Origin of the sequence: Streptococcus sp. 343_SSPC (assembly GCF_001072385.1) — a bacterium.
Classification (GTDB): Bacteria; Bacillota; Bacilli; order Lactobacillales; family Streptococcaceae; genus Streptococcus.
In genome coordinates this window covers 239,964-255,956 of the sequence record NZ_JVKU01000016.1, presented here as the reverse complement: position 1 = coordinate 255,956, position 15,993 = coordinate 239,964, and the positions used below count along the sequence as shown (strand labels likewise).

General features: G+C 36.6%; 17 protein-coding genes and 2 pseudogenes. All 19 read left to right on the top strand.

Translation table 11 applies throughout. From position 1 onward, the window contains the following. Positions 1–65, top strand: a pseudogene (locus ADH27_RS09870) (N-(5'-phosphoribosyl)anthranilate isomerase); the annotation flags it as partial. Positions 66–420: 355 nt separating this feature from the next. Beyond that, positions 421–801: a VOC family protein gene (locus ADH27_RS05125; RefSeq protein WP_040803020.1), complete on the top strand. Its 381-nt coding sequence runs from the start codon at positions 421–423 to the stop codon at positions 799–801. Positions 802–1,392: 591 nt separating this feature from the next. Continuing rightward, positions 1,393–2,244 carry a hypothetical protein gene (locus ADH27_RS05120; RefSeq protein ID WP_048716245.1) on the top strand — a complete coding sequence of 284 codons (852 nt, stop codon included), beginning with the start codon at positions 1,393–1,395 and terminating at the stop codon, positions 2,242–2,244. A 110-nt stretch (positions 2,245–2,354) separates the two neighbouring features. Continuing rightward, a complete protein-coding gene (locus ADH27_RS05115; RefSeq protein ID WP_048716243.1) occupies positions 2,355–3,896 on the top strand; it encodes an ATP-binding cassette domain-containing protein in 1,542 nt (513 codons plus the stop codon). A gap of 143 nt (positions 3,897–4,039) precedes the next feature. Continuing rightward, positions 4,040–4,816 carry an alpha/beta fold hydrolase gene (locus tag ADH27_RS05110; protein WP_048716241.1) on the top strand — a complete coding sequence of 259 codons (777 nt, stop codon included), beginning with the start codon at positions 4,040–4,042 and terminating at the stop codon, positions 4,814–4,816. 32 nt (positions 4,817–4,848) lie between these two features. After that, the gene (locus ADH27_RS05105; protein WP_048716239.1) at positions 4,849–5,586 is read left to right on the top strand and encodes a DUF4336 domain-containing protein; all 738 of its coding nucleotides are present in this window, start codon (positions 4,849–4,851) and stop codon (positions 5,584–5,586) included. A gap of 259 nt (positions 5,587–5,845) precedes the next feature. Further along, a complete protein-coding gene (locus ADH27_RS05100) occupies positions 5,846–6,139 on the top strand; it encodes a hypothetical protein (RefSeq protein ID WP_048716237.1) in 294 nt (97 codons plus the stop codon). Beyond that, complete coding sequence (locus ADH27_RS05095; RefSeq protein WP_048716235.1) at positions 6,132–6,470, top strand: type II toxin-antitoxin system RelE/ParE family toxin; 339 nt, start codon at positions 6,132–6,134, stop codon at positions 6,468–6,470. Before ADH27_RS05100 ends, ADH27_RS05095 begins: the two co-directional genes overlap by 8 nt. A gap of 14 nt (positions 6,471–6,484) precedes the next feature. Then, positions 6,485–6,922, top strand: coding sequence for a hypothetical protein (locus ADH27_RS05090; protein WP_048716233.1), 438 nt, complete (start codon positions 6,485–6,487; stop codon positions 6,920–6,922). Between the two features lie 15 nt (positions 6,923–6,937). Continuing rightward, positions 6,938–7,381: a GNAT family N-acetyltransferase gene (locus ADH27_RS05085; RefSeq protein WP_048716231.1), complete on the top strand. Its 444-nt coding sequence runs from the start codon at positions 6,938–6,940 to the stop codon at positions 7,379–7,381. A 186-nt stretch (positions 7,382–7,567) separates the two neighbouring features. Next, entirely contained in the window at positions 7,568–8,587 is a 1,020-nt protein-coding gene (locus tag ADH27_RS05080) for a DNA/RNA non-specific endonuclease (RefSeq protein ID WP_048716229.1), read from the top strand. Between the two features lie 198 nt (positions 8,588–8,785). Next, the gene (locus ADH27_RS05075; protein ID WP_048716227.1) at positions 8,786–10,534 is read left to right on the top strand and encodes a glycoside hydrolase family 13 protein; all 1,749 of its coding nucleotides are present in this window, start codon (positions 8,786–8,788) and stop codon (positions 10,532–10,534) included. 229 nt (positions 10,535–10,763) lie between these two features. Beyond that, positions 10,764–11,303 (top strand): RDD family protein, encoded by a 540-nt coding sequence (locus ADH27_RS05070; protein ID WP_048716226.1) that lies wholly within the window; start codon positions 10,764–10,766, stop codon positions 11,301–11,303. Positions 11,304–11,349: 46 nt separating this feature from the next. Beyond that, the gene (locus tag ADH27_RS09865; protein ID WP_239681770.1) at positions 11,350–11,502 is read left to right on the top strand and encodes an NUDIX domain-containing protein; all 153 of its coding nucleotides are present in this window, start codon (positions 11,350–11,352) and stop codon (positions 11,500–11,502) included. Positions 11,503–11,514: 12 nt separating this feature from the next. Further along, positions 11,515–11,844: a DUF5945 family protein gene (locus ADH27_RS10415; RefSeq protein ID WP_275043238.1), complete on the top strand. Its 330-nt coding sequence runs from the start codon at positions 11,515–11,517 to the stop codon at positions 11,842–11,844. 403 nt (positions 11,845–12,247) lie between these two features. Then, positions 12,248–14,380, top strand: coding sequence for an AAA family ATPase (locus ADH27_RS05065; RefSeq protein WP_048716224.1), 2,133 nt, complete (start codon positions 12,248–12,250; stop codon positions 14,378–14,380). A gap of 48 nt (positions 14,381–14,428) precedes the next feature. Continuing rightward, positions 14,429–14,716 carry a hypothetical protein gene (locus ADH27_RS05060; protein ID WP_048716222.1) on the top strand — a complete coding sequence of 96 codons (288 nt, stop codon included), beginning with the start codon at positions 14,429–14,431 and terminating at the stop codon, positions 14,714–14,716. A 176-nt stretch (positions 14,717–14,892) separates the two neighbouring features. Further along, positions 14,893–15,375, top strand: coding sequence for a zinc ribbon domain-containing protein (locus ADH27_RS10120; protein WP_152904100.1), 483 nt, complete (start codon positions 14,893–14,895; stop codon positions 15,373–15,375). Between the two features lie 105 nt (positions 15,376–15,480). Continuing rightward, positions 15,481–15,815 (top strand): annotated as a pseudogene (locus ADH27_RS05045) (8-oxo-dGTP diphosphatase); the annotation flags it as partial. Positions 15,816–15,993 lie beyond the last annotated feature (178 nt).

The window sequence follows — 15,993 nt, the reverse complement described above, 5'->3', positions numbered from 1 at the left end:
CTTCTTCTCAAGACTCCTATCGAAATGATCACAATAACAATAAGGATTTTAAAAAGATCGAGTAGCTGGAAAGATATTTGTAAATTATCATATGAAAAGTAGTAAGTTGTAAGACTGGCTGCTATGTTATTTTTATCATCATTTTTATTGGTCATTTAATTTATACTATATTGGCTAGTAATAGAATTAGTAAAGAAAAGGATTTTAAATTATAGAATGGATGTTATTTCTTTTGGAAGAAGTGATCAACTTTCCGGTCCACAGTATCATTTCAAAATGTTTTTAATTGCCTTTTGTTTATTAGTATAAAAGCAGAATATTACCACACGTTGAGGCCGTATCACTGCTTGTACGAGCTGAGACATCAACGAAGTAGAAGTGAGTATATTGATATTTTCAGCACTAGATGGAGAGGGAACAATGCATCATATTGACATTTATGTAAGTAATTTAGATAAAACCAAGGAGTTCTATTCTTGGATACTTAGCATTTTAGGTTTTGAGTTGTTTCAAGAATGGGAAAACGGATTTTCCTATAAAAAGGACGAATTTTCTATTGTTTTTGTACAGACAAAAGAAAAGTATCTTAATAACGGATACAATAGATGTAATATAGGCTTAAATCATCTTGCTTTTCGATGTCAAACTAAGGATAAAATCGATCAAATTAGGAAGAATCTTATTCAGAGAAATATAGTTTTGCTTTATGATGATAAATATCCATATGCCGGTGGTGCAGAACATTATGCAGTCTATTTTGAAGATCCAGATAGAATTAAAATAGAAATTTGCTTGGATTAACTTAAAAATTGTCAGTAATGATGAGCATTGGTAAATTTCAGTTTGTTGAGGGAAACCCTTTTAACAACAATCTTGTGATATCGTTAAAAGTGTTATTGACATGTTTCCACATACATACAGGTTCATTTGACATACTTAGTGTTCACTCGTTTCATGTTGAGGCGGTATCACTGCTCATGAAAGCCTAGAAACCTTTTAGCGAAAAGTTTTATGAAGTCACTGGCAACAGTGGCTTTTTTAGCTTTGGTGGGGGTGCACCAATCGCCATATTGATGAAGAAACCCTGCAGCAAGCTTTCCTCAGGTCCATAGAGGTTTTTCGAGAAAATAAGGAAAATCTAGAAGTGAAGTGGAGTAATTTTAATGAAGAAAAAAACTGGAAAGGTACCATGAAACTTATCTAAATTTGACGCTTGATAATAATCAAAGAGAATTCAATCAGTGAAAACGGCAGCATCATCGTTAAATTTTTAAAAGTAACAAAAGAGAATTTATAAGTCTATAGCTAAGAGAGTAGGCGTTCTAGCTATGGTCTTTTTTGCGTTTATGGGATAAAATAGAACTATTAATTAAGTAGGGGAGAAAGCACAGAATGAGTATGGAACGTGATAAATCAGCAAACAAAGCTAACGGAGAGATTGGAGCATCCTATCATATATTTACAAATTTAGTGAATGAATTAAGATGCGAGTCAATTATTATGTTGCAAGTGCTTGAGTCTGATTTTTCAATATTGCAGAACCGAGCAATTAAGCAAAGTATTAAGGAAGGGATAATTGAAGATGACTTTGATAAAAAGTATATTGCTCCAATATTCACTGACTTAGAGGAAATCTCTTCAAAAATGTATAGTACCTTTGTAAACTATTATATTTTAAGATTGACAGGTGTCCTTGAGTTGTATTTTAAGGATTCAATCAAAGAGTTGCTAAAACTCAATATAGATTTGTTAGTAAAAGGTTTTGAGGGGATAAAAAAAGAGAAATTAATGAAAGACCTAAAGAAAAATTACGATTCCAAAGTGTATTTACAATGTTTAAATAACATTGCAACAAAATATTCTAATGGAAAAAAATTTTCTGGAAAATATAAAAAGTATTCAAAACTTTTAGATATTAATATAGATGATGTTGGTGTAATAGGTAAATTAGATAATCTCTTCTCTCTAAGAAATGATTTGGCTCATCTTAATAGATTTTCTGATGATCAAATTAATTCGAGAACCAGACCTTCAATTATAACAGAACGTGGTTTTAAGTACTCTAGAGAGACTCAGTTATCAAGAGAAAATTTTGAAGAAGTTGTGAAAAAACTTTTAAAGTTGACATATGAGACATCTGAATTTTTGAAAGAAGTAGAGCAAGCGACTAATTCAAAATGGAGCCGCTTTGATGAAAGTGCGGAGGATCACTATAATCGATTAGTTCAAATCATTAATCAATAATGTATAGTTACGTTTAATGGTTTCATTCAAATATTCAGGCTCCTATTATATCCCCATCTAGAAAAAACGACTATCTAAGTCGGTAAATAACTTCAGGAGGTTTATACGTTATGCTTAGATCTTATGTAACCAAGAAGCACTTATTCTTCTATTTTGTGGCGATTATGATTACTTGGCTGGAGGCTATCATTACACCAGCTTTGATTCAGTATATTGTCTCTAGTTTTACCAATCACCAGTTGCATTTGCTATGGCAGGTCTTGTTTTGGGGGATTGTTGGAAATTTGATTCTCTTGCTGGGTTTGGCGGGGAAACGTTATTACTATGCACGAGTGCTGACAGACTTCAAGTCGGGTATTAAGAAGGCTATCTTTCAGACTTTTCTATATAGCCGTCGGATAGCGGATGAAGAAGTTTTGTCAGACTTGGAAAATGATGTAAAACAGCTAGAAGATAATTTTATTGAGCCGACTGTTATTATCATTTCTTCTTTGGGATTTACAACCGTCTCTATCTGTTATGCTCTTTGGACTAATTTTTATCTTGGCTTGCTCTTTATCATTTTTTATTCGATACCTGTTCTTTGTAGTGGAATTGGCTCTAAACGTTTGGATAAAATTACGAAGGAGAAGTCCTTAGCTAATCAAGCCTATGTCTCTCAAGCAACCAATATGATCGCAGGTGCTCGTTCCATACGGTATTATCGGGGACAAAGCTTGTTTTACAAACTGTTTTCTAAAGATTTGCACAAGGCTCTAAAGGAAGAAATCGCCTATGAAAAGCAACGGACCATAAATAGTCTCTTTATCAATGGAATTGATGCTTTTTGCTCTGTTGCGCCCATTGTCATTGGTGGTTTCATGACCTATTATAACTACCTATCTGCAGCCAGCTTTGTAGGAATTTACCTCGTATCGTATAATATTGGCTATCAATTTCAGGAGTTATCTTATTTTATCAATACTAGAAAATCAGCCAAGTCTCTCTGTGATAAATATCAAAAATTGTTGGGAGTAGACTTGGATATGCCTTCTGTTCTCGAAGGTTCCATCTTTCCTATCCAGTTAGAGAAAGTCAGTGTAGAGCGTGATGGTCAAAAAATCCTAGCCCCTTGTGATCTTACTATTGAGGAAGGTGAAAAGATTGCCATTATCGGAGAAAGTGGTTCTGGAAAAACAACCTTACTGAACCTAATCTATGGTGAAATTGAGCCTAGTCATGGTCAGATTCGTTACCATGGGCAAGAGCTAACCTCGGATGAACTCTATCAAGCAGGAGCCTACATTCTCCAGTCTAGTCATATCTTTGATGGTTTAAGCCTTGAGGAAAATATTGCTTTGGGACAAGAACTTGATACTGTAAGGATGGATGAAATCCTTCGGCAAACTGGTTTGAAAACTCTTCAAAACAAAAATTTCAGCAACCAGACTCTGTCAGGCGGTGAGAAGCAGCGCTTGGAAATTGCCCGTGCTCTCTATCACAATCGCCAATTTATCCTAGCTGATGAGGTCAAAGCCAATCTGGACTTTAAAAATCAAGAGAAAATCAGTCAACTTCTCTTCTCCATCCCTCAAACACTTGTAGAAGTGATTCATCACTATAGTGAAGAGGACTTGAAGCGCTATGATAAGGTGATAAAACTGGAGAAATAGGTGGAGGTATAGATTTCAGAAAGGAGTGGCAGGTTCATTCTTTTTTGTGAGATAGATAATAAAAACTCTGTCTAAATATATCAGTACAATAACGTTAAACGAGGGATGTATCTAGTGAAAGTCTTACAGTAAGGAGTTTAAACATGAAATTTCATGAATTTGGTGATAAGAATTTGCCTCCTATCTTGCTGATACATGGCGGTGGCAGTTCTTGGTGGAATTATCTCCGCCAAGCACGGCTCTTATCAGAAGAATACCGTGTTATTTTACCTACTTTGAATGGCCACGGCGAAGAATATCAACTTGATTATGTTTCTACTGAAGATTCCGCTTTGGAGATCCTAGACTATATCAAAGCAAACTGTGGTGGAAAGGTGTTTGCGATTGGTGGTGTTTCACTTGGTGGTCAAATTGCTATGGAGCTTTTGTCCTTAGACAGCGAGATAGCTGAGAAGGCTATTATAGACGGAAGCCTCTGTATTCCTCAACCAATGTTAGCTAAAATCAGCATCTTTCTAGTATCACTATTTGGTAAACTGATGTTCAGTAAATTCTCTTGTAAACTTCAATTAAGCATGATGAACAAACTCTATCCTAAACTGGCTTATCCAGAGGAAATAAAAGCTTATTATTTGGAGGATCTGCCAAAGACGCCTATCAAAACATTAGTGACTATTTACAAAACCTATATGGGGCGTTACAAGCTGAAGGAGACGATTTCTGCTAGCAAGGCCCAGGTTCTGTATATCTATGGTGAAAAAGAATTAAACTGTGTGAAAGCATCGGCGAAATTATTTCAGCAGCTACATCCCAACACTATCCTGTATGAAGCAAAGGGATATAACCATGGCTATCTATCAGCTTACCTGCCTCAAGAGTGGATTGATTTGGTGGTACCATTTTTGGAGAATAACGATTGATTATACTTTATTAATTTAGAAAGCAGAGTTCCATGGAAGTCAAAAAATATAGTCCCCTCAATTCCTTAAAAAAGATAGCAGATAATCTATGGGTTGTGGATGGGGAAGAAGTACTGATGGATTTCAAATTCTTCAAAGTGCCTTTTTCAACTAGAATGACAGTTATCCGTTTACAGAATGGTGGTCTTTGGGTGCATTCACCGACTAAGCCTAATGACAATTTACTTTTTGAAATCAAGCAATTAGGTGAGGTGAAACACCTTATTGCACCCAATGTCTTACATTATAGTTATATAGGTGAATGGCATCAACTATTTCCTGAAGCAAAAGTTTGGCTAGCTAGTGGTGTTCAAAAGCGTGCCAGAAAATCGGGAATGAGTTTAGATTATGGTCAGGAATTAAGCAAGGCCAATTGGAACGAAGAAATTTGTTTTACAACATTTGAGGGAAGTTTTTACGTGAAAGAGGTTGTTTTTTTCCATACTGAAAGTTCAACTCTAATTTTAACGGATCTTATTGAAAACATAGAAACAGAAAATTTATCGATTTTTGAAAAGCTACTGTTAAAAATAGGTGATAATCACTATCCAAATGGTAAAACACCAAGAGATTTAAGAATGACTTTTTTATTTGGTAAAAAACAAGCATTGAAGAGTTATCATAGAATAAAGAAATGGGAACCTAAGAATATTATTATTTCTCATGGACCGTGTATAGTTGGACAAGCAAAAGAAATGCTAAACCAAGCGTTCTCTTGGCTAGAGAAATAGGAATTTACTATAAAGAAATTAATAAAATATATCTAATATAATTGACTACAATTACTTGGAGTTGTTAAATTAAGATTTGGAATCTACTTAAATTGTTGATTCTAGGAGGTATCAGATGACACGAGAGAAAGAATATAGATTAACTATCGGTATCTCTTAATTAGATTTAGTGAAAGAGGAATCCATTTTTCACTTGAATCCCTTCTCTTATGTATGGTAGAATGTATATACAAATTGTATGTACAAAGGAGAGGTGGAAATGGCAAACACGAAAGCAGTGAATTTTCGAGCAGATGCGATGTTTTACCAGAAAACAAAAGAGGTGCTTGCAGATCAAAAAATTTCTGTGTCAGATGTCCTGAATGCAGCACTTCGAAAAATTGCCAACGGGACTGTGGATCCGAGAGAATTTGTTTCAAGTGATTTGCAGGACACGCAGTATCAGGTAGCCTTTGAGGATTTGAAGAAGGAGATTTTAGTGGGGCACCAGGAAATTGCTCAAGGAAAAGTCACTTCTGTAGCTGATGTGAGAAAGGAATTTGGTCTTGACTAAGTTGAAACGTTATCAGGTCTTTCTTTCAGATCGTGCTAAGCAGGACTTGCGTGACATTCACGACTATATTCTTGTGAATTTTTATAGCCAGCAAGCTGCAGATGGAAAAGTTGATTTGCTATTAAGTGCTCTTGAGACCCTAGAACTGTTTCCAGAAGCCTGTCCTCTGGTATCAAACCGGGGCTATGGTGAGATGACGAATGATGGAAAACCCTATCGTTATATGCCAATAGAGAACTATCTCGCATTTTATTATATGGAGAAGCATACAGTGTATGTTGCTCGTATCCTCAGTGCAAAGCAGGATTTGGTCAAGATTTTTTATAAGTAGATTGAGGAACCTCCATGTTAAAATCAAATAAGCTAATCATTTTTTTAATTTCTCTACCCTTTCTGATGGTCCTTGTTTTCTATTCTCTTAGTGAGCATCCTGGATATAGTGATGATGGGAATTTCGTCAGAAATCATGAGACTGCTATTAAGCGTGAGATCATCGCAAACTTAGCCCGGGAAAAGCAGGACATAGAATCTGTTACCTTATTGCCAAATACTGCTAGAGGAGAGTATGATAATGGTGGTGATGTGAGTGGACATTACCATATCTATTTTACAGCCTACGTCAATCATAATCGCGAGCGAACGATAAGCGTAGAACTATTCTTCCCAGATGCCAGCATCCCCCCTTTCACCTTGTTTCCTCCTAACCCTTATAAAGACAAAGGCAAAAAGATGTCCAATTGGGTGATGGGGAATATTGAAGTATCGGAAGAAACCTCTAAATAGAAATAAGAACAAGTCATGATGAATAGAATAGTAGACGATCAGATCACTCTTATTCCTTATTATAGGAATGATGACATCTCCCTTCTTTGGTATCAAGATAGTGAGGTTTGCAAACAAGTGGATAATACTGATCAGATTTACGATGTAACAAAACTTCATAAAATGTATGATTACCTAACTTCACACGGTTCTTGCTATTATATCCAATATGAGGGAGTGTTAGTTGGAGATGTGACTCTTCAAGATAATTCAGAGCTTTCTATAGTGATCAGCAAAGAGTATCAGAATTTACAGATCGGAAGACGGTGTATTTCTGAAATGATACAGTTGGCCAAAGAGAAAAAAATGGTTAAGGTAACTGCTCAAATTTATCCTTTTAATACTCAAAGTCAAAGAATGTTTTTGGCTTTGGGTTTTCAGAAAGTAGATGAAGAGTGGTATGAATATAAGTTGATTTAGGAAAGTTGTAGATCGTTTTATGTATTTAAATTCTTGTCCGTATTTTATATACTAAAGAATATTAAAGTGAGAATAAACTCATTAAAAACATATAATTGAAATAGGAGAAGAAATTATCTATCTTCTATGTCTGTAACCGTTTTTTCTGCTATAATATCACTAGATAGAAATGTGGGAGTTTCAATCATGGTTACAAAAAGGTTTTTGAAAAATGTTATTGTTGCGATGGTCTCGGTTTTTATTTCCTTGGCCGTTGTTCAAGGGGTTCAAGCCCAGCAAACTGGACTCGATTACCAAAGTCTTCATCTACTGCCTTTTAATGGCAGTAAGCAGCTTGTACTGGGGGATTTTGATCATTTAGGTCGTGCGACCTCAGCCCATATTCAGCTGCAGGACACGGATGAGCCAAAGAAAAAAAGAGAACCACATCTCAACTATAATCCGGTTGGCTGGCACAATTATAAGATTGCTTATGGAAACAAAGGGAAGAAGGCCTGGCTGTTTCACAGAGGGCATTTGATTGGTTATCAATTTAGTGGACTGACCAATGAAGGGAAAAATCTGGTTCCTCTAACTGCCTGGACCAATACGGGGAATTATAAAGGGACAGCGGATAGTAATGTGGAAGGTATGCTCTACTACGAGAAACGGCTCGATAGCTGGCTGGCCACCCACCCCAATTATTGGCTGGATTATAAGGTGACGCCTGTCTATACGGGGGATGAATTGATTCCTCGGCAGGTGACCTTGCAATATGTAGGAATTGATCGAGATGGCAACCTTCTACCAATCAATTTAAGTAGCCCCAAAGAGTTGGTAGATGCTTATGGGATCACCACCGTGACCTTGGAAAATTATTCTAAGAATGCGACCATTGACTATCTGAAGGGGACAGCGACTCCATCCTTGGTGCCGACAGAACCAACTAGTCAACCACAACCAGCCAGTCCTTCTGTAGAGACGCAACCAAGTCAAGCCCCTCAACCGAGTCAGCCAGCAGTTCCTGCACAGCCAGTTCAACCTGTTGAGCCTGCAGCGCCAACGCGTCAACTGGCTCCAGTTGTTTATGTGGCCAGAAATGGCAGTGCTGAGGTTTATTGGTATTCTTTGGACAGTATGCATCGCAATACCAATTTTTCTAAGGTGGTTCAGATGTCAGAAGAGCAAGCGCTCAGTCTTGGGAAGCGACATACAAGTAAGGAATAAGGATCAGTCATTTAGATGATGAGAAAGCCCAAATACTGGGCTTTTTGTGTTGCATGACAATCTTAAAAAGTTAGAGGTCTAAAATTTTCTTAAGATATTGCAAACGTTTTTATAAAATAGTATACTAGAAATAGTTTATGGAATCGTTTGCATAAATTGATGAATGATGAAAAGAGAGAAAGTAGGAGACGAGGACAGATGGAATTAACAGCGATTTATCACCGGCCTGAATCGGAGTACGCCTATCTTTATAAGGATGGCCAGCTCCACATTCGCATCCGAACTAAGAAAGAGGATATCAAACGGATTTTCTTGCACTTTGGGGATCCCTTTATTTTTATAGAGGATCTATATGAGGCGACCAAGGAAATGAACAAGGTGACGACCGACGATCTCTTTGATTATTGGCAAGTGTCGGTATCTGTTGGCCATGCCCGGATCCAGTACCTCTTTGAATTAGAGGATACAGCGGGAGAGAAGATCTTGTACGGAGACCGGGGTGTGGCAGCCTACACCAAGGAGAATCTGGACTTCGTCATGAATGGCTTTAAGCTTCCTTTTATCCATGAGATTGATGGTTGTGCTGTCCCGGATTGGGTGGCTCAGACGGTTTGGTACCAGATTTTTCCAGAGCGCTTTGCCAATGGGAATCCAGCCATTTCCCCAGAAGGAGTCCGCCCTTGGGATGCGTCTATTTCGCCAACCATGTTGGATTTCTTTGGTGGAGATTTGCAGGGAATCATCGATCACTTGGACTACTTGCAGGAGTTAGGAATTACAGGGCTCTACCTTTGTCCGATTTTTGAATCGCCGAGCAACCACAAGTATGATACCATTGATTATTTTGAAATTGATCGACATTTTGGAGATAAGGAAACCTTCCGACAGCTGGTGAAAGAGGCTCACGCGCGTGGGATGAAGATCATGCTGGATGCTGTCTTTAACCATATTGGCTATGATTCACCCCAATGGCAGGATGTGCTCAAAAACGGAGAAGATTCAGTTTACAAGGACTGGTTCCACATCAAGGAATTTCCGGTTGAGACGGATAATCTCTGGAATAGTCGCGACTTGTCTTACCATGCTTTTGCCTTTGCGGGCTATATGCCCAAGCTCAATACGGCTAATCCAGAGGTGAAGGCCTATCTATTGAAGGTGGCGACATACTGGATTGAAGAGTTTGATATTGATGCTTGGCGACTGGACGTGGCCAATGAAATCGACCATCAATTCTGGCGAGATTTCCGCAAGGCGGTCTTGGCCAAGAAGCCAGACCTCTATATCCTCGGGGAAATCTGGCATTCGTCCCAACCTTGGCTTAATGGTGATGAGTTCCATGCCGTTATGAACTATCCTCTCTCTGAGAGTATCAAGGATTATTTCCTACGGGGGCATAAGGAGACACAACGCTTCATTTGGGAGATCAATAGCCAGTCTATGTACTACAGGCAACAGATCTCTGAGGTCATGTTCAACCTCTTAGACTCCCATGATACAGAGCGTATCCTGACGACGGCCAAAGGGGATCTCCAGTCAGTCAAGTCTGCCCTTGCCTTCCTCTATCTGCAACGGGGAACGCCATGTATCTATTATGGGACGGAGCTAGCCCTCATCGGCGGCCCAGACCCGGATTGCCGGCGTGTCATGCCTTGGGAGCGCGTGTCAGCAGACAACGATATGCTGAACTTTATGAAGGACCTGATCCAGCTACGAAAAGAAGTAGCAGAGTTGATCCAACATGGTAAAGTGAGTCTGAAAGAAGTGGAGCCAGATGTAGTAGCAGTAGAATGGCAGCATGAAGGCCACCTTCTCAAAGCCTACTTTAACCACTCCAAGAAAAACGTTGTCTTAGAAAGAGAACAGGCAGATCTGATGAGTCTTGGAAGCATTTCCCATGATCGCTTGATCATTCAGCCAAATGGCTTTGTTATTTATAGGGAAAATTAGTAAGAAAGAGAGTGGGACAGAAATCGGTAATTCGTTAGAATTCGATTTCGTAGTCCCACCTCCGCACAGTTGAGTAGGGTTATAAAAGCTGGTGAAATCAGCGTAGTAGAGCCCACTCAACCACTGCGTCTTGCTCGACAATCCAAAGACAAATGAGAGGCTAGGACTTTTGTCCCAGCCTCTTTTTATAAATAGTTTCTTTATTCGCACCCTTATATTATAATAGGAGATGAGAAAGGGGGAGACAGTGGTGAAGATGTTAGCAATCAATCCTATTCCGTTGAAAAAAAGAATAAAGGAATTTCTATTCGATTATCTTTTCATTTTAGCTTACCTAGTTCTTCTGTTTTTAGGTTCGATGCTTATTTACATCATCTTTTTTAATGGCGTCCCAGAGTTTACAGAAATTCAGTCGCAGTGGCTTGTATTTTTCACTTCTGTATTGCCAATCACGCTCCTGTTCACATTCTTGGATTATAAAAATGATGGCAGTTTTGGGAAGGTAAAAGCGGGACTTGAACTGGTCTACCAGAAAAAAACAGTCCAGGCTAGCTTGATCAGAAACGTCATCAAATTTTTACCTTGGCAACTTGGTCATACGGGCACGATTCATGGCTTTTATAGTGATTTTGATGGGTTATCCATTATCCTTTCTATTTCAGCGACTTTACTCGCAGTTTTGCTACTGGCAATGACGATGTTTCGGAAAGATAAGAGGCATCTAGGAGACTTGCTAGCCCATACGCAAGTGCAACTAAAAGGTGACTAGGACCCTGTCCTCAATAAAAATACAAACATAGTTAGGAAGTATCTGTATGAATGAAACTGTTGAGTTTACAAATCTTTGTATGGTAAGAGACGGCGATAGAATTCTTATTATTGATCGTAAAAAAGAGGACTGGCCAGGCATAACCTTTCCTGGAGGCCAACTAGATACTACAGAACCAACACCAACATCAGCAGAGTAGGAACGTGCCAAAATCACAGCACTTTTTGAGAAAGCACCAGAAGAAACGGCTCAAGCCGATACCATTGATTACTCTGCAGCCTTTGAACAGCATAAGAAAGCAAGCCAAGAAACACTAGATGTAACCTCGTCAGCAGTTACCAATCCGTTACCTAAAGTTTGTCATGGAGATGACCTGATAGCCCAGTATAATGCCCATTTGACCAACCTTTTAACAGGACATGAGGACGAGCTCACTCACTACCGAATAGAGTTAGAGCGTCTGGAAGACTTGGTTACAGGTAAGAAGAAAACCATTACGACCATAAAAGCGATTCTGACCACTATCGATACACCTGTTTAACCTAGCAGCCCAAATAGGACTGTTTTTTCAATGAAAGGAAACTTATGCTTAGAAAAATTTTTGACACCAAGAAAACTAAACGCTATAGTGACCGATTTAAATCTCTGATACATACACTATCAAGCATGAATGAGCAGGAGTTAGTAAAAGTAGTGAGCTTGTTTTTGATGGAGACGCGGCAGAGGTAACAGTATCAACTAAGGATAGCGTTACCGTTGTTCCACTTCCAAAAGAGGAAAGCCTAGATGACCATATCGATATCAACTTAAGACGGATGGATTAGAGAAACGGATAGAGGAGTTTAAGAAGGGGAGGAAGTAAGGTTAGCAGAATTTTATTGATAATATATATGTTTCTATTCATATGAAATATGGTACAATAAAATTGTAGTGGAGGTTTAGCAATGATAATTTCAACTCTTAAGAAACTGACGATAAAGTCGTTTGATAATTATGATATTCCCGATGATTTTTTTAAACGAAAAAATTTAGTTTTTGGTCACAATGGTAGAGGAAAGAGTTCATTAGCCAGAGCGATTATTGATGAATATAGGTCTTTTCCAGAGACGTCTTCAGATGGATACCGTTTTTTTAATAGAGACTATGTACGGGATAGGCTCTTATTGACAGACTCAAACAATGAATTAAAGGGGGTAAAGGCTTTTTTTGGTGAAAAAGACACTGATATTCAAAATAAAATTATTAAACTAGAATCTGAAATCGTAGATACGATTCAGCTTAAAATGTCAATTAAGGAAGATAGTGATACTGTTAGACAGAAAATTAATAATATTCACGATTCTAAAAAAGGCAAAGCAAGGATATCTAAAAAGAACTCAGGTTTTACATTAAGACAAGTAATTTCTAGCTATGAAAACGATTTAGAAGATGCCAAAAAAGTCAATCCCAATCTTACTAACATAAAAGATTTTTCTGGGGATAGCGAGTCCCTTGAAAAGGAATTAGAAAGGGTTCAGAATATTGTTCTTCCTAATTTAGAAATTAAAGCTCTTTCATCAGAGGATTTGGAATTTTTGGATACTTGTTTATCTAAAAATTATAAGATTGAAGATATTCCCAGCTTTAAAATTGTTAATTGGATAGAAGAGGGACTAAGTATACATCATCAAGATGAACATGAGTGTTTATTTTGTCATGGTCAGTTGGATTTAGAGGAGATTAAATTAAGAGTAGAAAAATATAAACTAAATCAGGTTCAAAAAGATACTCAACGACTGTCTCTAATACTCGAAAAGTTAAAAAATAATTTATCTCTCTTTAATGAAGCAAAAAATAGCACAAATTCTTTACGAGTATTGGAAGTTTCTGAGGAAGAAATACATAACTACTATACTATAGAGAGTGAACAGGGACTAATAGAAATTATTGATATTATTATTACAAAACTTTCTGATATGGATAATACTCATTCAGTAAATCTTGATAGTATAAAGAAATTTGAAAATGAGATTAACAAACTAAATCTCAATTTAAAGAATCTTCGTAGTTCTAAATTAAATAGAATTAATAGTGACCTATCTAATATAGAAACATTAACTAAGGGGGCTATTTATTTAGCTATAAAAGATACTGATATTTTACAGAGCATTGATTCTATAGAAAATTCTGAAAAGGAATTAAAATCTATCGAACGATCCAATAATATTAAACGACTTGAAATTGAAGATTTAAATAAAAGTTTATCTGAGTATAGCGATTTTGCGGAGTTTTTGAATGAAGTATTGAAAGATTTAGGGATTCAATTCTCTTTACAATTACATGGTAAAAACTATTATCTTCAGCATAATTTTCACGATGTTGTTTTGTCAATAAATGATATTAGTGAGGGTGAAAAAAATCTATTAGCTTTGTTATTTTTTTATTTTGAGTTGTATTCTGATAAAGAACAATTACGAATAAAGGAGACAATTGAATTAATTGTTGTTGATGACCCGATATCTAGTTTAGATGAATCGAATAGATTTTATGTACTAGAAATTATAAAAAGGATTTTTGAAGAAGATCAACCACAAGTTTTTATCTTTACTCATTCTTGGAATGATTTCAGTAGCTTAGGCTACCGTTTGAATGATAAAAATGCTTATTCGTTATTTGAAGTGTATAAAAGAGAAACGAGTGAGGTTAGGAAAATTCATGAAAATTTACCTCCTTATAAACTACTATTCAAAGAAATTATAGAGGTAAGTAGAAAAAATTATTCAGAAGAGCTTACTGAATCCGAAAGATATCATACTGCTAATAGCATGAGAAGAGTTTTTGAAGAATTTTTATATTTTAAAAAGCCAAATCTATTACCTCAACGTAGTAATCATTCAGCAATTGAAGAATTTTATATGAAAGCAACTGGTGAACCACTTAGTAATAACTATCGCAGGAAATTAGGTGAGTTACTAAGTTTTATAAATGTGCTTTCGCACACGCCTTATCGTTCAGATGCTGTGATTGCGAATGCAAAATTTTTGATGAATCTCATTCAGAAACTTGATAAAGTACATTATGATTCGATGATTTCTTAAAAAATATAATTAATAAAATGAAAGAAAATGAAGGATAAGGAGTAAGTTATGAAATTACAAGAAGTAAGAAATATGTTAGGGAATGATTTTGAAGACATTATTTCTGAGTTTAAAAGAGAAGGAATTATATTTGAGTCTCAATTCAGCTCTCTATATTCGATGTTTTGCAAGAAGTACACATATCAATTAGTTGAATTATTGGAAAAAGAAACTCAATTAGAAGTATCCCATGGCTATGCAGTTCCATATTTCTACTATTTCGATACTAATAGATTTGACAGGTCTGAGGCTACCAGAATTGCTAAAAAGTATCAAATAGATAAAGGAAATATGTAATAAAATAGTTTTTGGAACGGTTAATAAGATTTTCACATATATAAGATACACGCCTTCAATCAGAGTCGGAGCGGATTGAAAATAACTATGAGGCTCTTGTTATTCCTGAAGAGTATGAAGAAGTATATCAAGCTCGTCAGTCAAGAAGAACTTGTCAGACCAAACAGGTTTCTAGATTGTCAAAAGACGTTATTTTACGTGGTTTCTTTTTCTGTGAACACTGTCAACATCGTTTGTTGCTATCTAGGAATCATAATCAACAGTATTATTTATATTTTCGCTGCTGTAAAAGTCAAAGGCATTCCATTAACTTTTGTCGTGTTGATAAGATTGAGCAAGCTATTTCTGAGGGTTTGAAGAATAAATTTCAAGAACCAAGAAAACTATTGAGAGTTAATCTACCACGTGACATAGAAAAGCTAAAGAAAAAGAAATTGGCCACTTTACAAGATTATAAGGAAAATCGTATCAGTCGAGATGACTATATTGCTAAAAAACAAGAATTAGATAACAAAATCCTACATTTAGAGGAGAGCTTACAGACGACTAAATCAGCTGATAAGTTAAGTGGCCAGACCTTTTCAAGAGAAGTATTTGAAACTCATGTTGAGAAGGTCATCGTAGACTTTCTAGGTTTCTTTGAGGTTATCTTTAAATAGCTCAAGAAGGGACTTGATATTCAAGTCACTTTCATGCATTTATAAAATGTGATATAATCGAGTTGAAAAATGAATAAAATCTGTGTCAATTTCTTGACATAAGAGGGTCATGTCGAAGCGGGAGAATCATTTACGGAAGCAGTAATACTGAAGTGAAGGAAGAAACTGGCTTAAGGATTGCTTCTCCCCAGGTTTGTGGAATGAAAGATTGGGTAGAAGACGGCATTCGTTATGTAGTTCTCTTTTATAAGACAGAAAAGTTTGAAGGAGACTTAATTTCCTCTGAAGAGGGGGAAGTCTGGTGGGAGGAGCTGAGTGCATTACCAAACTTAGATCTCTCCTTAGATATGGAGGATATGCTTCGTATCTTTCTTGAAGAAGACCTGTCTGAATTTTTCTACTATCAAGATGGAGAAGTCTGGAAGTACGATTTAAAGTAAATTTGGATACTGGTTCTTCTAATAATTAACTTGATAACTTTTTTTAGCAGTTAACCCAATGGTTGGCTGTTTTTCTTTGTCATAAATAAAAAATAAAAGATCGTCATCAATCTTGAGTTGACTTCTTAAAATGTTATAATGAGTGATATAAATCCGTATTTAAAGAAATTGAAGTAGA